The 18,685-nt window shown below is 65.7% G+C and carries 18 protein-coding genes; 9 read left to right on the forward strand and 9 right to left on the reverse strand.

Annotated elements, in window-relative coordinates; translation table 11 throughout:
* Positions 1–119: 119 nt before the first annotated feature.
* The 5 genes from ABDV78_RS13380 to ABDV78_RS13400 all read right to left on the reverse strand — a co-directional run bounded on the left by ABDV78_RS13380 (position 120) and on the right by ABDV78_RS13400 (position 7,016).
* On the reverse strand, positions 120–1,715 hold the full coding sequence (locus tag ABDV78_RS13380) for an NAD(P)/FAD-dependent oxidoreductase (RefSeq protein ID WP_343527881.1): 1,596 nt from the start codon (positions 1,713–1,715) through the stop codon (positions 120–122).
* Between the two features lie 4 nt (positions 1,716–1,719).
* Entirely contained in the window at positions 1,720–2,511 is a 792-nt protein-coding gene (locus ABDV78_RS13385; protein ID WP_343527882.1) for an SDR family oxidoreductase, read from the reverse strand.
* 99 nt (positions 2,512–2,610) lie between these two features.
* Entirely contained in the window at positions 2,611–4,107 is a 1,497-nt protein-coding gene (locus ABDV78_RS13390; protein ID WP_343527883.1) for an indolepyruvate oxidoreductase subunit beta family protein, read from the reverse strand.
* A complete protein-coding gene (locus ABDV78_RS13395) occupies positions 4,107–6,233 on the reverse strand; it encodes an indolepyruvate ferredoxin oxidoreductase subunit alpha (protein ID WP_343527884.1) in 2,127 nt (708 codons plus the stop codon). Before ABDV78_RS13395 ends, ABDV78_RS13390 begins: the two co-directional genes overlap by 1 nt.
* A 3-nt stretch (positions 6,234–6,236) precedes the next feature.
* Positions 6,237–7,016 carry a cyclase family protein gene (locus ABDV78_RS13400; RefSeq protein WP_343527886.1) on the reverse strand — a complete coding sequence of 260 codons (780 nt, stop codon included), beginning with the start codon at positions 7,014–7,016 and terminating at the stop codon, positions 6,237–6,239.
* 134 nt (positions 7,017–7,150) lie between these two features.
* On the opposite strand from ABDV78_RS13400, the gene ABDV78_RS13405 reads away from it, so the two are divergent.
* The 4 genes from ABDV78_RS13405 to ABDV78_RS13420 all read left to right on the forward strand — a co-directional run bounded on the left by ABDV78_RS13405 (position 7,151) and on the right by ABDV78_RS13420 (position 10,889).
* Positions 7,151–7,612: a MarR family winged helix-turn-helix transcriptional regulator gene (locus tag ABDV78_RS13405; RefSeq protein ID WP_343527887.1), complete on the forward strand. Its 462-nt coding sequence runs from the start codon at positions 7,151–7,153 to the stop codon at positions 7,610–7,612.
* Positions 7,613–7,678: 66 nt separating this feature from the next.
* Positions 7,679–9,973 (forward strand): bifunctional salicylyl-CoA 5-hydroxylase/oxidoreductase, encoded by a 2,295-nt coding sequence (locus tag ABDV78_RS13410; protein ID WP_343527888.1) that lies wholly within the window; start codon positions 7,679–7,681, stop codon positions 9,971–9,973.
* Positions 9,974–9,990: 17 nt separating this feature from the next.
* Positions 9,991–10,485 (forward strand): MarR family transcriptional regulator, encoded by a 495-nt coding sequence (locus ABDV78_RS13415; RefSeq protein WP_343527889.1) that lies wholly within the window; start codon positions 9,991–9,993, stop codon positions 10,483–10,485.
* Entirely contained in the window at positions 10,482–10,889 is a 408-nt protein-coding gene (locus ABDV78_RS13420) for a thioesterase family protein (protein WP_343527890.1), read from the forward strand. Before ABDV78_RS13415 ends, ABDV78_RS13420 begins: the two co-directional genes overlap by 4 nt.
* Before the next feature lie 44 nt (positions 10,890–10,933).
* Here the strand turns inward: ABDV78_RS13420 and ABDV78_RS13425 are convergent, their stop codons facing one another.
* Positions 10,934–12,034: an LLM class flavin-dependent oxidoreductase gene (locus ABDV78_RS13425; protein WP_343527891.1), complete on the reverse strand. Its 1,101-nt coding sequence runs from the start codon at positions 12,032–12,034 to the stop codon at positions 10,934–10,936.
* A 50-nt stretch (positions 12,035–12,084) separates the two neighbouring features.
* Between ABDV78_RS13425 and ABDV78_RS13430 the strand changes: the two genes are divergently transcribed.
* Complete coding sequence (locus ABDV78_RS13430) at positions 12,085–12,702, forward strand: winged helix DNA-binding protein (protein ID WP_343527892.1); 618 nt, start codon at positions 12,085–12,087, stop codon at positions 12,700–12,702.
* 33 nt (positions 12,703–12,735) lie between these two features.
* Here the strand turns inward: ABDV78_RS13430 and ABDV78_RS13435 are convergent, their stop codons facing one another.
* Both ABDV78_RS13435 and ABDV78_RS13440 read right to left on the reverse strand, forming a co-directional pair.
* Positions 12,736–13,647 (reverse strand): fumarylacetoacetate hydrolase family protein, encoded by a 912-nt coding sequence (locus ABDV78_RS13435; protein WP_343527893.1) that lies wholly within the window; start codon positions 13,645–13,647, stop codon positions 12,736–12,738.
* Positions 13,648–13,673: 26 nt separating this feature from the next.
* Positions 13,674–14,801 carry a cupin domain-containing protein gene (locus ABDV78_RS13440; protein ID WP_076715533.1) on the reverse strand — a complete coding sequence of 376 codons (1,128 nt, stop codon included), beginning with the start codon at positions 14,799–14,801 and terminating at the stop codon, positions 13,674–13,676.
* Positions 14,802–14,913: 112 nt separating this feature from the next.
* On the opposite strand from ABDV78_RS13440, the gene ABDV78_RS13445 reads away from it, so the two are divergent.
* The 4 genes from ABDV78_RS13445 to ribB are packed head-to-tail and all read left to right on the forward strand — an operon-like array spanning position 14,914 to position 18,478.
* A complete protein-coding gene (locus ABDV78_RS13445) occupies positions 14,914–15,924 on the forward strand; it encodes a carbon-nitrogen hydrolase family protein (protein WP_343527895.1) in 1,011 nt (336 codons plus the stop codon).
* A gap of 25 nt (positions 15,925–15,949) precedes the next feature.
* Positions 15,950–16,705, forward strand: coding sequence for an Asp/Glu racemase (locus tag ABDV78_RS13450; RefSeq protein ID WP_343527896.1), 756 nt, complete (start codon positions 15,950–15,952; stop codon positions 16,703–16,705).
* A 14-nt stretch (positions 16,706–16,719) separates the two neighbouring features.
* Positions 16,720–17,349 (forward strand): flavin reductase family protein, encoded by a 630-nt coding sequence (locus ABDV78_RS13455; protein WP_343527897.1) that lies wholly within the window; start codon positions 16,720–16,722, stop codon positions 17,347–17,349.
* Positions 17,350–17,353: 4 nt separating this feature from the next.
* Positions 17,354–18,478, forward strand: coding sequence for a 3,4-dihydroxy-2-butanone-4-phosphate synthase (gene ribB / locus ABDV78_RS13460; protein WP_343527898.1), 1,125 nt, complete (start codon positions 17,354–17,356; stop codon positions 18,476–18,478).
* Between the two features lie 27 nt (positions 18,479–18,505).
* On the opposite strand, the gene ABDV78_RS13465 is transcribed toward ribB, so the two are convergent.
* Positions 18,506–18,685 (reverse strand): hypothetical protein (locus ABDV78_RS13465; protein WP_343527899.1); only part of this gene is annotated, 180 nt, incomplete at its 5' end.

Consider the following 18,685-nt stretch of genomic DNA (forward strand, 5'->3'; position numbering starts at 1 on the left):
CCTGCAAGGGGAGGGGGACCATGCGCAGCATGGTGGAGGGGTGTCGCGCTATCGAGAGCGTGACACCCCTCCGTCAGTCCTTCGGACTGCTACCTCCCTTTGCAGGGGAGGAAATATCGCTACGTCAGCCGGTTGGCGACCATCGAGCCGGACATGCCGCCCAAACCGGGTCCGGGATGGGTCGAAGCACCGATCTGGTACAGGCCCTTGATCGGCGTCTCGTGATTGCCCGGCGTCGCACGCGGTCGCCAGAGCATGAACTGGTCGAGTGAGCAATCACCGCCATAGGGATCGCCGCCGACCAGATTGATGTTGAGCGCGGCCAGATCAGCCGGGCTGATGACGTGGCGGCCGAGGATGCTCGCACGCAGATTGGGCATCAGCTTGCACAACCGATCCACGATGCGGTCGGCATAAGCCTCGCGCAGTTCGGGCGTCCAATGGCCATCCTCGGGCGTAGGGATCAGCCCGGCGGCATCGCCCTTGATCGCACCATCGCGGGGCAGTTCCTGCAGCTGAATCCAGAAAATCCATTTGCCGTCCGGCGCGCGGCTGGGGTCGACGGCGATGGGTTGCGCGACGACGATGCTCGCTTCGGCGGGCAGCAGGCCGCGTTCGGCTTCGTTGACCGCGCGCGACACCGCCTCCAGCCCGTTGCTGAGATGCAGCATCGCCACGTCACGCAAGGTCGGGTCGGGCCATTGCGGCGGCTCGGACAGAGCGAGGTGGATTTGCATCTCGCCGCGACCATAGCGATAGGCCTTGGCCTCGCTCCGCGCGCGCTCGGGCGTGGCGCTGGCGGGAAGCAGCCGTTCGTAAAGCTGGGTCGGCGTGACCGAGGCGACGACCGCCTTGCGCGCGCGCACGATCTCGCCATCGCCCAGCCGGATGCCGGTGGCACGGCCGCGTTCGACGAGGATTTCGGCAACATCGGCGTTCGTGTGGACTCGCCCGCCCTTTTCCTCGATCAGCCGGACGAACGCCTCGACGATCCGGGCGCTGCCGCCCTCGACCATCGGGCTGCCCGCCGCCTCCAGCGACATCAGGACCAGCCGGTTCATGAGCGCGGACGCGCTACTTTCGGGGGACAGGCCGACATGCAGGACCCAGGGCGCGAACAGGGCCTGCGACAGCGGCGAGGCAAATTCGCTGCGCAACCAGTCGCGTGAGGCGCGCAACATGCCGCCGAACAGCCGACCCAGCCCCTTGGGGCCACGCCGCTTCACCTCACCAAGCAACAGCTTGGCGGTCGGCCAGGACCAGAGTTCGCCTCCCAACAGCCCGAAGACCATTGGCGCGATTTCCTCGACCTCGGCCATGGCACGGGTATAGGCCTGTCCGTCGCCCGGCGCGCAGGCGTCGAGTGCGGCGATATTGGCGGCGCGGTCGGTGCGGAAGATCACGCTGCGGCCGTCATCCATCACTGAGGCGGTGGGCGTTTGCGTATTGCGGAAGCGCAAGCCATGCCGCGCCAGCTCCGGCCCCAGTTCGGCATAATGGGGCGAGGTGACGAACAGCGGATAGAGCGTCGACAGCGTGTCGTGGCGAAAGCCCGGAAGCGTCAGCTCCTCGGTGCGGATACAGCCGCCTGCCACCGCCTCCCGCTCGAACAGCGCGACACGCTTGCCCTTCAGGGCCAGCCGTGCGCCGCAGACCAGCGCGTTGATGCCGCTGCCGATGATGACGATATCGGCGTCTCGGTTGGGCGCGGCCATGGCCTTAGCCGTGCGCGGCGAGCAGCGGCATCAACGGCACCCGCCGCTCCGGCCCGAGCATTCCGTACCCGCCATCGACCGACGTCTCGCTGCCGGTCATATAGGAGGCCGCGTCGGAAGCGACGAAGGCGACGACATTGGCGACTTCGGCAGCATCGGCGACGCGGCCGATCAGGTTCAGGTCGCTTGCCACCTTGTCGGCATGGGCGCGGTCGCCCGCCGTCAGGCCGTCGAACGGGTCGGACCAGATATGGCCCAGCGTCACCATGTTCACGCGGATGCCCTCGGCGGCATAGTCCATCGCCTGCGAGCGGGTGAGGTGCGCCAGCGTCGCCTTCGACACCGGATAGGCCCACCGGCCGATATGTGCGAACTTGCCCGAGACCGAGCCGATGTTGACGATGTTGCCGCGCGACTTGGCGAGATGCGGGCGCACCGCTTCGCCCAGGATCGCCGCCGACACCGCGTTGACGTTCAACGTCTGTAGCCAGGTCTCGCGCGGAGTGGCGGGACCGTCATCGCCATAGGAACAGGCATTGTTGACCAAGACGTCGATCCGCCCGAACTTCGTGATCGTGGCATCCACCAGATGCGCGATGGCGGCATCGTCGGTGATGTCGGTCGCGACGAACAGGGCGGCTTCGCCCAGTTCCTCGGCGAGTTTGGCGCCCTGATCCTGGTTGCGCGCGGCGATCACCACTTTCGCGCCCTCGGCATGCAGTTTGCGCGTGATCGCGCCGCCGATCGACGCGCCGCCTCCGGTGACGATCGCGACCTTTCCGTCCAGCATGGCCATGCGGTTATCCTCTTCCCAGCAATCTATCGTGGCAGTCTATGGCCCGGCGGCGCGCTCGCGTTATGCAGCCAGTGCCGGGCCTGTTCGCTGGCTGCTGGATTATCCGGTCGCCGCCAGCACGCAGCCCAGCGCCTCGCCCTTTTCGTCGGACAGCGCCGCATCGTGGAGCGCGGCGATCCGCGCCGCCGCATTCGGCCCGCGCAGTGCGGCCGGAACGGCGGCCATCACCATCTGGAAATGCGCCAATCCCCGCTCGAACGTGTCCGAATAGCCCTTGATGAGGTTCTGGCAGCGCAGGATTTCGATGGCGGCGGCGCGATCGGTGCGCGCGGCCTGCAGGGCGAGGTCGAGCCAGGCGGCGATCCGCGCCTGCTCCTCGATATAGCGCAAGCTCCGGCGGCGCATGCCGCGCATCCCCGCCAGCAGGCGCAGCATCAGGAACCAGCGCAGCCCGGTCGTCCGCACATGGCGGCCCTTGGTGAAGAACGGCTCCAGCCGCCGCCGCAGCCAGTCGCGGTGCAGGATGAAGCGTCCCAACCCGGCAGGCAACGTCTCGCACACCTCCTGCAAGCGCGGATGCATATATTCGGTGACGCTGAGCAACTGGTCGTCCTTGGCGCGCACCTCGCGCGTCACCCGCTCGCTGCGGCTGGCGCGGACCTTCAGGTCGGCGACGCGGATCGTATCCTCATAGGCCATCCAGAGCGCCAGATGCCGCGCCGCCACCTCGGTCAGCGCGCCGTCCGGCCCGTCGAGCGGCACGAACGCCGCCAGCCGGTCGAGATAGTCGCCCGCATAATCGGCGTCCTGATAATCCATCAGCTTGCGAACGCCCTCGGTCGCGGTGGCCTGGGCGGGAGCGGGCAGGGTGTTCGCGATCCGCGCGGCCAACGCGCGCCCGGCGGCGGTGGTCGGCACCGGCGGCCCGGCGGGCGCATCCTTCGCGGCTTCACCCTTCTGCGCGGAGTCGAAGCCCAGGCCGAAGCCCTTCAAATTGGTCTCGACCGCCTTGCCGCCGTGGCGGATAGCATCCTCGAACGCCTCGCGTGGGAAGGGCAGGGCCTCGCTGCCCGCCAGCGCGCCCAGCATGATCGAGCTGATGACGCTGCCCGACTTCGACGCAGCGGCGGCCATGTCGAAGCCGATGAAACGCCGCGACCGACGCTCGGCGGCGGCGAGGATGCGTTCGCTGGCGCCGGTGCCGTCGCCCAGCGCGGCCTTTTCGGAAATGGCATAGACGCGGTGGGTCGAGCCGATCAGCGTGGTGCGATCCTCGGTCACGAAGCCGCGCAGGATGGCGCGGCCCGCCTCCATCAGTTCGGACGCGATGACGATATCGACGTCGCCCGGCACCGGCATCATCGCCAGCACGGGGTCGGGGCGGTTGCCGCCGCTGGGGCGGGTGCGGACCAGTTCGATATAATAGACGGTGGATCCGGTGCGCTGCGCGACGCCCGGGACCGACGTCCCTTGCGCGACATAGCCGTTGGCGCGCGCGATATGCTGTACCCACTCGGCGAGCACGCCGCCGCCTTCGCCGCCCAGCGCCAAGATGGCGATGGTGATCCGGTCACGATCGGGAAGAACCAGTTCCATCAGAAAGCCCTCGCGGCAAGGTGGCGGCCATGGCGCTGTTGCAGCCAGCCGATGACGCGCTGGCTCAGGCGGTGACGCCATGTTTCCCAGCGGCCGGGATTGGTGACGATGCTGGCCTTCCAGAAGGAGGGGCACAGCACGGCGGCATGCGCGACCTCGCCGCAATTGCCGCAGCCGACGCAACTATTGTCGATATGGGTGACGGGATGCTGGCGCAGCGGATCGGGGTTCGCCCGGATGCTGAGCGAAGGACAGCCCGACAAGCGGATACAGGCATGGTCGCCGGTGCAGGTGTCGGGGTCGACGCCGAAGCGTTCGCGCACGACGCGCTGGCCTTCCTTGGCGGCCTTGGCCAGCAGTGGCTTTTCGCGGCGCTGGCGGTTCAACATGCATTCCGACTGGGCGATGATGACCTTCGGGCCCTTCTCGGGACTGGTCATCGCCTCGCGGATCAGATCGCGCATTTTCGCCACGTCATAGGTGCGGGTCAGCGTGCGCGCCCATTTGACGCCCATGCCGCGCACCGCCTTCTCGATCGGGTGGTTGGTGACGCGGGTGTCGTTCTTCGCGCGCGAGGACAGCACGTCCTGCCCGCCGGTCGCCGCCGAATAGCCATTGTCGACGATGACCGTGACGGTCTCGTCCTGGTTGAAGACGGCATTGCCGATGCCCGACGTCAACCCGTTATGCCAGAAGCCGCCATCGCCCATCACGGCGAGGGCACGCTTGCCCTCCGGCTTGAACGCGGACGCGGCGGCGGCACCCAGGCCGTAACCCATCGTCGTGTTGCCGATGTTGAACGGCGGCAGGATCGAGAAGAGATGACAGCCGATATCGGCCGAGACGTGCATCTCGCCTAGTTCGCGCTGGACCAGCTTCATCGCGGCGAAGATCGGGCGTTCGGGACAGCCGGTGCAGAAACCCGCCGGGCGTTGCGGCACGGTGGCGGCGACATCGGCGGGGACGGGCACGACGGCGCGGGGTTCGGGCGCGCGCTCGGGGGCGTGGTCGCGCAGGAACTTGGCGAGGCCGTCGCCGATCACCTGCCCCGAATATTCGCCCGCGCGCGGCATCACGTCCTTGCCGACCAGCTTCGTCTGGATATCGGCGCGGCGCAGCAGGGTGCTGAGTTCATGCTCGATAAACTCGGGCTGACCTTCTTCCAGCACCAGTACCGCGCGTTTTCCGGCGCAGAAGGCGACGACCTCTTGGGGGATCAGGGGATAGACGACGTTGAGGCAATAGATCGGGATGCGCGTCGCACCGAACGTGTCGGACAGCCCGGCCAGCTCCAGAGCGCGGTTGAGCGTGTTGTAGAGGCCGCCTTGTACGATGATGCCGACATCATCGCGCTCCGGCCCGAACCATTCGTTCAGCCGCTGCTCGCACACGAATGTCTGCGCGGCGGGCCAGCGCTGTTCGACCTTCTCGATCTCATGCTGGAAGATGGCGGGCGGCAGGACGATGCGGTCGAGTGCGCGGCGGGGGTTCAAGGCGGCCTGTCCGACCGTCATCGTCGGCCGGCGATTGTCACTGGCGACGAAGCTGCCCGTCATGTGGCAGCTGCGCACCCGCATCTCGATCATGACGGGGGTGTTCGACGCCTCGGACAGTTCGAAGCCCTTCTCCACCATGCCGACGATGGTGGGGAGATTGGGGCGCGGGTCGAGCAGCCACATCTGGCTCTTCATGGCGAACGCATGCGTGCGCTCCTGCATGATCGAGGAGCCTTCGCCGTAATCCTCGCCGACGATCACCAGCGCACCGCCGGTCACGCCGCCGCTGGCGAGGTTGGACAAGGCGTCGGAGGCGACGTTGGTGCCGACCACCGATTTCCACGCGACCGCACCGCGCAGGGGATAGTTGACCGACGCCGCCAGCATCGCCCCCGCCGCCGCTTCATTGGCGTTGGATTCGAAATGCACGCCGAGTTCGCGCAGCAGCGGATCGGCGTCGGCGAACACGTCCATCAAATGGCTGATCGGCGATCCCTGATAGCCGCCGACATAGGCGACCCCGGCCTGGAGCAGCGCCTTGGTCACGGCGAGGATGCCTTCACCCTCGAACACCTCACCCGCGCCCAGGCGGAGCTTCTCGACTTCCTTTTTGAACGAGCGTTCGGCCATGGCTCAGCGCTCCACCAGCGCGAGGACACGCAGCGGACTGCCCGAGCCGCCACGGATCTTGAGCGGCGCGGCGACGATCACCGCGCCGGTCGGCGGCAGTCGGTCGAGATTGGCGAGGCATTGCAGACCATAGCGACCCGCGCCGTGGAGAAGCGTATGCGCCGGGTAGGGGGGAGTCATGCCATGGGCCTGGCCCGCATCGGTGCCGATCGTCTCCACGCCGAAGCCGATCACGTCACGCTCTTCGATCAGGAAGCGTACCGCGTCCGGGTCCGGGCCGGGGGTGTGCGGGCCATCCTCGCGCCGGTTGGTATAGGCATCGCCCTCGCGCTTCGACCAGTCGGTGCGCAGCAGCACCCAGCTTTTCGCCGGAATGCGACCATGCGTGGCTTCCCAAGTCGTGATGACGTCGACGGTCAGCAGGAAGTCGGGGTCCGCCGCCGATTCCGCCGAGGCGTCGATCACGACCGCCGGGCCGACGAAATGGGCGGGGTCGATCGTGTCGACGCTGTTGTTGGGGAGGTCCTTGCCCGTCACCCAGTGGAGCGGCGCGTCGAAATGGGTGCCGGTATGCTCGCCGGTGGTGAAGTTGCTCCACGCCCAGGCGACACCGCGTTCGTCGTAGCGCGAGATTTCCTGGCGGCTGAACCTTGCGGTCTGGCCGAATGGTTCGGGCAGGATCAGCACCGGCGTGTCCTCCGACAGCTCCTGCGTCAGGTCGACGATCTCGATCGACCCGCCGGTCAGGGCGGCCGCGAAACGAGACAAGGCGGATTCGGCCATAGTCGCTCTCCGATTTTGTATTTCTTGACCGAAAGCTGCCGAATAAAACGTGCATATGCAACTAAATTCTTTCGGCCCCGGTTGCGAGCCGCCGGGGCAGGGGATAAGGCCCTGGGGAATTGGGAGCTATCGAATTGGACCATCGTCGTCAGGGCGACCCCGGAACGGCCGCGTTCCAGGTCGAGCGTTATCCCTTCTTCCTCATCAACCGGCTGGCGAGTCGCTACAATGCGACGATCGAGCCGCGCCTGCGGGCCATCGGCCTCGACATTCCCAACTGGCGCGTGCTGATGATCCTGGGCGAACACGCCCCGCGCGGGGTGCGCGACATCGCGGAGGCGGCGGTGATTCCGCTGTCCACCATGACCCGCATCGTCCAGCGCATGGCCGCCGCCGACCTCGTCACGCTGACCCCCAGCGCGGACGATGCACGCGTCACCATGGTTGCACTCACGGCCACCGGCGAATCGAAACTGGCCGAGGCGCGCCACGCCACGTCGCCCATCTATCAGCAGGTAATCACGGGACTTTCCGCGCGCGACTTCGACCGGCTGCTGACCCTGCTCGACCGCGTCTATCGCAATCTGGAGGGCTGATCGCCCGAAACCCCTTGATTGGCGGGTCCATATATTTTAAGTCTAAAACAAATAGAGGAGATGCCGATGCGTGTCGTTTGTCTGGGTGGCGGGCCTGCCGGGCTCTACTTCGCGATCTCGATGAAGCTGCGCGATCCGTCGCATGACGTGCTGGTCGTGGAGCGCAACAAGGCCGGGGATACCTTTGGCTGGGGCGTGGTGTTTTCGGACCAGACGCTGACCAATTTGCGCGCCAACGATCCGGTCAGCGCCGCGACGATCGAGTCGGAATTCGCGCATTGGGACGATATCGAGGTGGTCGTGGGCGACCATGTCGAACGCTCCGGCGGGCACGGCTTTATCGGCATCGGGCGCAAGCGGCTGCTCAACATCCTGCAGGACCGGGCGCGCGAGCTGGGCGTGCGGTTGCAGTTCGAGACCGACTTCGACGCCGACCTGACGAAATGGGCCGATTACGACCTGATCGTCGCGGCGGACGGCATCAACAGCCGGGTCCGCACCGCCAATGAGGACAAGTTCGACGTCGATATCGACACCCGCGCCAACAAGTTCATCTGGCTTGGCACGCCGCGCCTGTTCGACGCCTTCGCCTTCATCTTCGAAAAGACCGAGGTGGGTTGGATCTGGGCGCATGCGTACCGGTTTGACGAAACGCGCTCGACCTTCATCGTCGAATGTTCGGAGGCGACCTGGAGGGGCCTGGGCTTCGACACGATGGAACAGGCCGATGCGATCGCGGCGTGCGAGCGCATCTTCGCGCGCCACCTGAACGGCGAGCCGCTGCTGACCAATGCGACGCATCAGCGCGGTTCGGGCGCATGGATCAATTTTCGGCGTATCCTGTGCGGGGAGTGGTCGTTCGATAATGTCGTGCTGCTGGGCGACGCCGCGCACACCGCGCATTTCTCGATTGGCTCGGGCACCAAGCTGGCGTTGGAGGATGCTATCAAGCTGGCCGAGGTGATGAGCCGCGACCATGTCGCGCAGGACCGCGCCGGCATGGCCGTCGCGCTCGCCGAGTATCGCAACGAACGCCATGTCGAGGTGCTGAAGATCCAGAATTCGGCGCGTAACTCGACCGAATGGTTCGAGACGCTCGACCGCTATCTCGACTTCGACCCGAAGCAGTTCGCCTATTCGCTGCTCACCCGGTCGCAGCGGGTGAGCCATGAGAACCTCCGCCTGCGCGATCCCGCATGGCTGAGCAGCATCGAGCAATGGTTCGCCGCCCGTGCCGGGGGCAACGAAGCGGTGCCGCCAATGTTCGCACCCTATCGCCTGCGCGAGCTGACCCTGCCGAACCGCGTCGTGGTGTCGCCGGTGCTGACCTATGCCGCCGGGCCTGATGGGGTTCCGGGCGACTTCCACCTGGTCCATTACGGCGCACGCGCTATGGGCGGGGCGGGGCTGATCGTGACCGAGATGACCGCCGTGTCGCCCGAGGGGCGGATCACGCCGTCCTGCCCTGGCCTGTGGAATGACGAGCAGACGGCGGCGTGGCGGCGGATCACCGACTTTGCTCATGCGCAAGGCTCCGGGAAATTGTGCATTCAGCTCGGCCACGCGGGCCCGCGCGGCGCGACGCTGCCGGGATCGGTCCAGCCGGATCGGCCGCTGCCCGAAGGCGGCTGGCCGTTGCTCGCCGCGTCTGACAAGCCTTATCTGGCGGAAAGCCAGCGTCCCTCCGCCATGACCCGCGCCGATATGGACCGGGTGCGCGAGGATTTCGTCGCCGCCGCCGTGCGCGCCGCCGAGGCCGGGTTCGACATGATCGAGATTCAGGCCGGGCACGGCTTCCTTTTGTCGTCGTTCATCACCCCGCTGATGAACGAGCGGGCCGACGACTATGGCGGCAGCCTGGAAAACCGTCTGCGCTTTCCGCTGGAAGTGGTGTGCGCGGTGCGTGCGGCGTGGGGCGAAGACCGACCGCTGGCCGTGCGTATCTCCGCCCATGACTGGGCGGGCGAGGCGGGCGTGACCCCGGCCGAGGCAGTGGAGATCGCCGCGGCGCTGCGCGAGGCGGGCGCCGACCTGATCGACGTATCGGCGGGCGAAACCGCGCCCGATGCGCGACCCGTTTATGGTCGCATGTTCCAGACGCCCTTCTCCGATCGTATCCGCAATGAGCTGGACTGCCCGACCATGGCGGTCGGCAACATATACGAGGCGGATCACGTCAATGGCATATTGGCAGCGGGGCGTGCCGATCTGGTGGCGCTGGGCCGCCCGCATCTGGCCGATCCCAACTGGACGCTCCATGCGGCGGCGGCGGCCGGGCACAAGATGTCGGTACCTTCGGCCTATGCCCTTGGCCAGGCACAGCTTATGCGCAACGTCCAACGCCATTCCGAGACGGCGTGACGGCGCCTATGGAGACAGTGATTTTGACGGATCGCATTCGCGAAAAGCATGACGGGGCCCTGGGCAATCGGCTGGACATCAAGGTCCTGCTGCGCCTGCTGAGTTGTTCGATGACGATCGAGAAGCGGCTGCGTCGCCGCTTCATCGAGCAGTTCGACACGACCCTGCCGCGCTTCGACGTGTTGGCGGCGCTGGAGCGGCATCATGAGGGCGTCACCATGGGCGAGCTGTCCCGCTCGCTCCTCGTGTCCAACGGTAACGTCACCGCACTGGTTCGCCAGCTGGAATCCGATGGCCATGTCTCCAGCCAGCCCGCGCCCGAGGATCGCCGTCGCTATATCGTGGCGCTGACGCCGCAAGGGCGGGCGCATTTCGAGGAACTGGCCGCCGCGCATCACGGCTGGATCGGGGCGATGTTCGACCGCGTGCCCGATGCGCAGATGGCCGAACTCTATGACCTTCTGGCGATCCTGAAACGGTCGCTGGGGTCCGAAGGAGAGGAAAGCGAATGACATTCCGTTCGACCCAACAGGTCCGGTTCGCCCATGTCGATGGCGCGGGCATCGTCTTCTATCCGCGCTATTTCGAGATGCTGAACGCGGCGATGGAGGATTATTTCGCCCATGCCGTCGGCGTCGATTTCGCCGAGATGCATGGCGAGCGGGGTCTGGGCGTGCCCACCGTCCGGCTGGAGGCCGACTTTGCCATGCCCAGCCGGTTGGGTGACATGCTCGACTTCCTGATCGCGCCGGTGCGGGTCGGGCGCAGCTCGGCGGAAATGTCGGTGCAGGTGGAATGCGGCGGCGAACTGCGCTTCCGCGCGACCGTGGTGCTGGTCTGCATGAATTTGAAAGAAGGCCGCTCGGCCGAGTGGCCCGCCGATATGCGCCCGCAGGCGCTGAGCGTTGCGGCCTGACCAAGGGAGAGCAGAAGCCGCCAGCGGCTTCCGCTCATGGTCCGTCAGCCGATCGGTTGACGAATACCCGCCTGCTCCAGAAGCGGCAGGACAGCGTCCCTGAAATAGGGAAACTCCTCGGCATAATCGACGAAGGACAAGGTCGAGCCGCCAAAGCCCGCCTTGTGCAACCCGATGATGCCCTCTGCAACCTGTTCGGGCATACCGATCAGCGGCATCCCGCCATGCCCCATCGCCATGCGGTCACGGATCAGCGCCAGAAGGTCGTGCGGGAAGGACTGGGCATGGGCGAATTGCAGCCGGACGAGATTGTCGACGGCGGCGTGGTCGATCGCATCGCCGGTGAAATGGGCGACATAGTCCTTGGCCTCGCGTTCGGTCGGGCGGCAGACGACATGGGAAAACGTCATGACGTCGACCTTGCGCCCGATGGCGTCCGCCGCCTGGTGCAACTGCGCGATTTCCCCGATCGAGCGCGCCAGGTCTATGGCCGGGGTGAAGAGGAAGTCGGCATTGCGCACCGCGAAGTCGCGTCCCTGTGCGGACCCGGCGGCGTTGATGATGGGCGGACGTCCGGGCAGCGGCTTGGGATCGCTGTGCACCTGTTCGAGATTGAAGAACTGCCCCTTCCAGTCGAACCGTTCTTCGCGCGTCCATAGCGCCTCGACGATGTCGAACCACTCCTGCGCATAGCCGTATCGCGTCTCGTGATTGTCGGGCAGCGTCAGGCCGAGGGCGCGATATTCGGGCTCGTTCCACCCCGCGACGATATTAAGGCCCGCACGGCCGCCACCGATCCGATCGATGGTCGCGATCTGCTTGGCGACGACGACCGGGTGATTGACCACGGTATGCACGGTCGCGAAGATGTTGATGTTCCGGGTCGCGGCGAGCAGGGCGGCGGCCCAGGTCATGGTTTCCAGCACCGAGCCATGAAAGTCGGTCTTGCCACCATAACCGACCCAGCGCGCGATCGGCAGCATGAAGTCGATCCCCGCCGCATCGAGCATTCCGGCCAGCCGCAGGTTGTTTTCCCACGATGCCTCCCACCGTTCGGGCACGGTCGTCACCGACATGCCGCCCGAGCAGTTGGTTGCGAACGTGCCCAGTTTGAAATGGTTGGCACGCGTCATGGATCGCGTCATGGTCCTCTCCTTCGCTTCGAGAAATCACGTTTGAAATTCAAGCGTGGATCATGATGTTCAGGAAATCATTTGAAGTCTATAATAAATTTGAAGGAGGCGGCCTGATGGTAGAATCGACGCAAAAACAGAGGGTTGCTGGCGAAGCGTTCGATCGGCGCTGGCATCTGGCGACGACCGAGCATGAGGTGAATCTGACCGAACTGGAGTTCGCGCTGATGCGGGTACGCGAGTCGTTCGATCGCTGGCAGGGGGAGTGTTTTGCGGCCGTCAGCGGGCTATCGCTATCGGGCGTGGAGAATGCGCTGCTCCACCTGGTCCGGCTGCACGAAAGGCCCAAGCCGCTCAAGGATTTGCTGCGGCTGGCGAACCGGGACGACGTGCCGAACATCCAATATGCGCTGCGCAAACTGGCAAGGCTGGGGTTGATTCGACAGGGCGGGGGGCGTGGAAATGCGGTCTATGTGCTTACGCCACTGGGGACGGAACTGACTGACCGCTATGCGGAATTGCGCCAGCGGCTGCTGGTGGAATCGACACAAGTCGTCACGGGCGTGGACCAGCGGATGCAAGAGGCCGCGCAGATGCTGAACCTGTTGTCGGGCATGTATGAACAGGCGGCGCGAGTTGCGGCCACGCATCAACGTGGAACGGCCCCCGAACCGGATTGAGCCGGGGCGGGGGCCGTGAAGGTCGGTTTGGCTTTACCCCGCGACGATCGAGTGGCGCAGCTTGCCGATGCCGACCACTTCACCCTCGATCACGTCGCCCGGCCACACCCATTCCTGCGGCGAGCGGCCTGCGCCGACGCCTTCGGGGGTGCCGGTCGCGATGATGTCACCGGGCTCCAGCGTGATGCCCTGGCTGATGTCGGCGATCAGTTCATCGACCTTGAACAGCATGTGGCTGGTGTTGTTGCGCTGCTTCTCGACGCCGTTGACGGTCAGCCAAAGGTCGAGCGTCTGCGGGTCGGGAATTTCATCGGCCGTCACGATGCACGGGCCCATGGGGCAATAGCTGTCCTGCCCCTTGGAATAAATCCACTGGCCCGCCCGGCGACAATCGCGCGCGCTCATGTCGATCAGCGTGGTGTAGCCGAAGACGTAATTCAGTGCCTCTTCGCGCGCCACGCGCCTGGCGGTGGTGCCGATGATCGCGCCCAGTTCGATTTCCCAGTCGAGCTGCTGGGTGATGTCGGCGCGGTGGACGATCGGCTCGCCGGGCGCGATGACGCTGGTCGGCGGCTTGGAGAAGATCACCGGCTTCTTTGGGAGATCGGCCGAGGTATCGAGCGCGGCGGCGCTCTCGGCGACGTGATCGATATAATTGAGGCCGATGCCGAAGACGTTCTTGCGCGGGCGCGGGATCGGCGCGAGCAATTTCACGCTGGCGAGAGGACGCGCGCCATCGACCGGCCAGCGGCCCTTGGCCTCGTCGAGCAGCAGCTTCAGCTCCGCGACCGCGACCGGCCCCAGATCGATGAAGTCGAGCATCCGCGACGGCAACGGCACACCGGCGCGCGCGCCAAGCTTGGCGACGTCGATGACCAGGCCATCGACCAGAACGCCCAAGCGGCCTTCGGCTTCGACATCGACGCGATAGGTAACGAGACGCATGGCATTCCTTTCTGAAAATAGGGGGATCAGGACAGGACCGGCTGGTGCCCGCCATTGTCGGCAAAGGCTTCCGATCGATAGAGATTGAGCGCGCGCATCGCGGGCAGATCGTGGAACGAGAACAGGCAGGCGTCGTCGCTGGCCGATCCGTTGACATGCTCGTGCCACATCCAGGATGGCACGACGAAGATGTCGCGCTCCTTCCAGTCGAAGCGTTTGCCGCCGATGATCGAGTGGCCCGAGCCCTTGGCGCATTGATAGACGAAGCTGCCGACCTCGCGATGCGCCTTGGTATGCTCGCCGGGACGCAGAAGCTGCATCGACGCGCCGATCGTCGACATGGGCGGGCCGCCGTTGAACGGGTTCACATAGTTCATGTGGATACCGTCGAAGGGCGACCCGTCGCTGGCGCGGGCATAGCGGAGCAGCGCCTCATAGGTCGGCTCCCACTCATATTTCAGCAGCGGCGAGTAACGCTTCGACCAGCTTTCCCCGGCCGGCAGCAGCGCGGCATTGCCCCAGGTCGCGGTGGAATCGTCGACCGCATAGCCGACCGCCTGGTTGAGATCGGGATGGACCTCGTAGAAATTGGCCTCCAGCGCGTTCATCAGCGGGATGTCCAGCCCGTCCTGCCAGATACAGACCGAGCCGTCCTCCGACACGCCATGCTCGTGCCAGGTGCCGTTGGGGGTCAGCACGAAGTCGTTGCGGCCCAGCGTCATCTTGTGCCCATCGACGTTCGTGAACGCGCCCGACCCCTCCATGATGAAGCGCAATGCCGACGCGGAGTGGCGATGCGCCGAGGCGACCTCGCCCGGACCCATCACCTGAAGGCCGGTGTAGAGCCAGCCGACCGCCGCCGACACGTCGCGACGTCCCGGATTGGCGAGATAGACGACGCGGCGCCCGGCCTTTTCCGGGCTGACGAGATCGAGCGCGCGCAGCACATGGTCGCGCAGGCGGTCATAGTGCCAGACGACCGGCACCGACTGCGACTTGGGCTCCCACGGTTCAATCTTGTTGGCGACCGTCCACAATGCGCCCGCGTGCTGGTCTTCGAGATCACGGTAGAAGTCCACCAGCTCGGCCGTGTCGCTGACATTGGCCCGCCCGGCGACATCCTCGCGATAGGCGTCAAAGCTCTCCGTCGACATGTTCGATCTCCTTGTCGCGTCGAATTAGTTCAGGCTTAAAATATCTTGCCAATCCCTGTCAATCGGGGTTAAAGAAAACTTGCAAATGCAATGAATGCCGTGAGGGAGCACCATGCTGAACCTGCCCCGTTTCAAGGCCGCCGCGATCCAGACCGCCCCCGTTTTCCTCGATCCCGCCGCGACGGTGGACAAGGCCGCCAGCCTGATTCGCGAGGCAGCGGCGAACGGCGCCGAACTGGTCGCCTTTCCGGAAGTGTTCGTCGCGGGCTATCCCTATTGGAGCTGGATCGCCGATCCGGTGTCGGGCAGCCCGTGGTTCGAAAAGCTGGCCCGTGCCTCGATCCTGATACCGGGGCCGGAGATCGACCGGATCTGCACCGCCGCGCGCGAGGGGGGGGTGCATGTCGTCATCGGAGTCAATGAACGCAGCCCGGTGTCGCTTGGCACGCTCTACAACACGCTGGTCTTTATCGGCCCCGACGGCACGATCCTGGGCAAGCATCGCAAGCTGGTGCCGACCTGGGCGGAGAAGCTGACCTGGGCGCATGGCGACGGGTCGACGCTGAAGGTCTATCACACCGCGATCGGGCCGCTGGGTGGCCTGGCGTGCGGCGAGAACACCAACACGCTCGCGCGGTTCAGCCTGCTGGCGCAGGGCGAACTGGTCCATGTCGCCAGCTATATCGCGCTGCCCGTCGCACCCGCCGATTACGATATGGCCGAGGCGATCAAGGTGCGCGCCGCCGCGCATTGTTTCGAGGGCAAGCTGTTCACCATCGTCTCCTGCTCGACCGTGTCGGGGGAGATCATCGCCGCGATGGAGACGTTGGTCCCCGACGCCCGCGCGCGGCTGGAGCGGAAGAACAGCGCCTTTTCCGGCATCCTCGGCCCCGATGGGCGCGTGGTCGGCCAGCCGCTGATCGACGAGGAGGGCATCGTCTATGCCGAGATCGACCTGTCGCGCTGCATCCAGCCCAAGCAGATGCACGACATCATCGGCCATTATAACCGCTTCGACGTGTTCGACCTGCGCGTGAACGCCGTACCGCAACAGCCGGTGCGGATCGACACGGGCCCCGCGCCCGCCGCCGAGCCCGAGCCGAGCGCCGACGCCCAATCTTGAACGAAAAACGTCTGAGAGGATCACCATGACCGCCCGCAGCTATCGCATCGGCCAGATCGTGCCGTCGTCCAACACCACCATGGAAACCGAAATCCCCGCCATGCTCCGCACGCGCGAGGGGATTTTGCCCGAACGCTTCACCTTCCACTCCAGCCGGATGCGGATGAAGAAGGTGGTCAAGGAAGAGCTGGAGGCGATGGACCGCGACAGCGATCGCTGCGCCACCGAATTGTCCGATGCGCGGGTCGACGTGCTTGGTTATGCCTGCCTCGTCGCGATCATGAGCATGGGCAAGGGCTATCACCGCGAGTCCGAAGCAAGGCTCCATGCCCGGACGGTCGAGAACAACGCCGCCGCGCCCGTCGTGACGAGCGCAGGCGCGCTGGTCGACGGGTTGAAGCGGATGGGCGCCAAGAAGATCTCGGTCATCTGCCCCTATATGAAGCCGCTCACCCAGCTGGTGGTCGATTATATCGAGCATGAGGGGATCACGGTCCACGACTTCACCGCGTTGGAAATCCCCGACAATCTGGAGGTCGGGCGGCACGATCCCGAACGGCTGCTGGAAATCTACAAGCGCGTCGACCGGACCGGCGTGGATGCGTTCGTCGCCTCGGCCTGTGTCCAGATGCCCTCGCTGCCGATCATCCAGCGGCTGGAGGATGCGATCGGCATTCCGGTTGTCTCGGCGGCGGTGTGCACGACGCACCAGATGCTCGACCGGCTGGAGCTGGAGCGGCGCGTGCCCGATGCGGGTGCGCTGCTGAGCGGTCGTTACTGAGGGGAGCGGCCCCGATGCAGGTCGACATGCGGACACTGGATGCGGCGAGCCGGTACAAGATCATTGGGGCCTGCATCACGCCCCGGCCGATCGCCTGGGTGTCCAGCGTATCGGCCGGGGGCGTGCCCAACCTCGCGCCTTACAGCTTCTTCAACGCCATCGGGAACGACCCGCCGATGATCGTGCTGGGGCTGGTGTCGCATCCGGCCAAGGGTGTGAAGGATACCGCCGCCAATATCCGCGAAACGGGCGAATTCATCGTCCATCTGGTCGACGAAGCCCATGCCGAACGCATGAACCACACCAGCATCGACCATCCGGCGGGCGTCGATGAAGGCGCGCTGCTGGGTCTCGACATGGTGCCCGGCGCCGCGGTCGGTGCGCCGCGCATCGCCAGCGCGCCTGTCGCGTTCGAGTGCGAGACGCGCCACCTCATCGAAACCGGCGCGAACCAGTTCGCGGCGCTGGCGGAGATCGTCCACGCCCATATCGCCGACGCCTTCGTCTCCGATGCCACGCGGCTGCACTTCGACATTGCCGCGATGAACCTGATTTCCCGCCTGCACGGGGCGGGCTGGTATGGCCGCCAGAGCGATACGTTCGAGATGCTTCGCCCCGTGTCCCCCGTTTTGGTCAAGGAGTAGGTCCATGGAAACATGTGAACTGTCGCGCGTCCGCCACGCCTTTCTCTCCACCCCGGAAGAGGTCATCGACGAGGCCCGCAACGGCCGGATGTTCATTCTGGTCGATGACGAGGACCGGGAGAATGAGGGCGATCTGGTCATCCCGGCGCAGATGGCGACGCCCGACGCGATCAACTTCATGGCGCGGCACGGGCGCGGGCTGGTCTGCCTGGCGATGACTAGGGCGCGGGTCGAGCAGCTGGGTATCGGGCCGATGACCAAGACCAACGGCACCCGCCACGAAACAGCTTTCACCGTCTCGATCGAGGCGCGCGACGGCGTCACCACCGGCATCTCGGCCGCCGACCGCGCGCGGACCATCGCGGTGGCGATCGATGCGAACCATGACGCGGCCTCGATCGTCACGCCGGGCCATGTCTTTCCGCTGGTCGCGCGCGAAGGCGGCGTGCTGGTGCGGGCGGGGCATACCGAGGCGGCCGTCGACGTGTCGCGCCTTGCCGGGCTGAACCCCTCGGGCGTGATCTGCGAGATCATGAACGAGGACGGGACGATGGCGCGGATGGACGACCTCGTCTCCTTCGCGCAGCTCCACAATATGAAGATCGGCACGATCCGCGACCTGATCGCCTATCGCCGCCGTCACGATCATCTGGTCGAAAAGCACGCGGAGACGGTGTTCGAAAGCGAATGGGGCGGCGAGTGGCGCGCCATGACCTTCTGGAACAAGGCAACGGGCAGCGAGCAGGTCGCGCTGGTCAAGGGCGAAATCCGGCCCGACAAGCCGACCTTGGTGCGGATGCATTCGCTGTCGCCCTTCACCGACATGTTCGGCGAAACCGGACCACGCGCCGGACTGCTCGCCAAGTCCATGCGGATCATCGCGGAGGAGGGGGCAGGGGTCGTCGTCGTGATCGATCGGCCCCGCTCCGACGGCCTAACGCTGGCGATCCATGCGCGCAGCGGCGCGCCGATCCCCGACATGGAGGAATTACGTGATTACGGTGTCGGCGCGATGATCCTCACCAAACTCGGCGCGGAGGACATCGTGCTGCTGACCAACAGTCATCACACGCTGGTTGCGCTGGAGGGCTATGGCCTTAAGGTCGTCGGCGAACGTGCGATCTGCTAATCCGCAGCTGATCCGGGCTTTGCTAGGTCATGGGCAGAACCAGTCGACGCCAAAAATCCGAATGCGCGTTCTACAGCGGCCAAATCCTGCCCCCGCAACCATCGCTATAGAACTCGACACGCCGCCCTCACGGGCGGCGTTGTCGTTTATGGCATACACCACCAGCGACGCCACGCTGGCAACCACCTCTGCCGCGGGACCCTCCGG

Source organism: Sphingomonas sp. (assembly GCF_039594485.1).
GTDB lineage: Bacteria > Pseudomonadota > Alphaproteobacteria > Sphingomonadales > Sphingomonadaceae > Sphingomonas.

What these genes read in the sequence shown, in the direction of transcription:
- ABDV78_RS13450 (WP_343527896.1), top strand. Translation starts at nt 15,950, where the DNA reads ATGACCGCCCGCAGCTATCGCATCGGCCAGATCGTGCCGTCGTCCAAC.
- ABDV78_RS13385 (WP_343527882.1), bottom strand. Translation starts at nt 2,511, where the DNA reads ATGGCCATGCTGGACGGAAAGGTCGCGATCGTCACCGGAGGCGGCGCG.
- ABDV78_RS13455 (WP_343527897.1), top strand. Translation starts at nt 16,720, where the DNA reads ATGCAGGTCGACATGCGGACACTGGATGCGGCGAGCCGGTACAAGATC.
- ABDV78_RS13395 (WP_343527884.1), bottom strand. Translation starts at nt 6,233, where the DNA reads ATGGCCGAACGCTCGTTCAAAAAGGAAGTCGAGAAGCTCCGCCTGGGC.
- ribB (WP_343527898.1), top strand. Translation starts at nt 17,354, where the DNA reads ATGGAAACATGTGAACTGTCGCGCGTCCGCCACGCCTTTCTCTCCACC.
- ABDV78_RS13435 (WP_343527893.1), bottom strand. Translation starts at nt 13,647, where the DNA reads ATGCGTCTCGTTACCTATCGCGTCGATGTCGAAGCCGAAGGCCGCTTG.
- ABDV78_RS13430 (WP_343527892.1), top strand. Translation starts at nt 12,085, where the DNA reads ATGATGTTCAGGAAATCATTTGAAGTCTATAATAAATTTGAAGGAGGC.
- ABDV78_RS13380 (WP_343527881.1), bottom strand. Translation starts at nt 1,715, where the DNA reads ATGGCCGCGCCCAACCGAGACGCCGATATCGTCATCATCGGCAGCGGC.
- ABDV78_RS13400 (WP_343527886.1), bottom strand. Translation starts at nt 7,016, where the DNA reads ATGGCCGAATCCGCCTTGTCTCGTTTCGCGGCCGCCCTGACCGGCGGG.
- ABDV78_RS13425 (WP_343527891.1), bottom strand. Translation starts at nt 12,034, where the DNA reads ATGACGCGATCCATGACGCGTGCCAACCATTTCAAACTGGGCACGTTC.
- ABDV78_RS13445 (WP_343527895.1), top strand. Translation starts at nt 14,914, where the DNA reads ATGCTGAACCTGCCCCGTTTCAAGGCCGCCGCGATCCAGACCGCCCCC.
- ABDV78_RS13390 (WP_343527883.1), bottom strand. Translation starts at nt 4,107, where the DNA reads ATGGAACTGGTTCTTCCCGATCGTGACCGGATCACCATCGCCATCTTG.
- ABDV78_RS13420 (WP_343527890.1), top strand. Translation starts at nt 10,482, where the DNA reads ATGACATTCCGTTCGACCCAACAGGTCCGGTTCGCCCATGTCGATGGC.
- ABDV78_RS13440 (WP_076715533.1), bottom strand. Translation starts at nt 14,801, where the DNA reads ATGTCGACGGAGAGCTTTGACGCCTATCGCGAGGATGTCGCCGGGCGG.
- ABDV78_RS13410 (WP_343527888.1), top strand. Translation starts at nt 7,679, where the DNA reads ATGCGTGTCGTTTGTCTGGGTGGCGGGCCTGCCGGGCTCTACTTCGCG.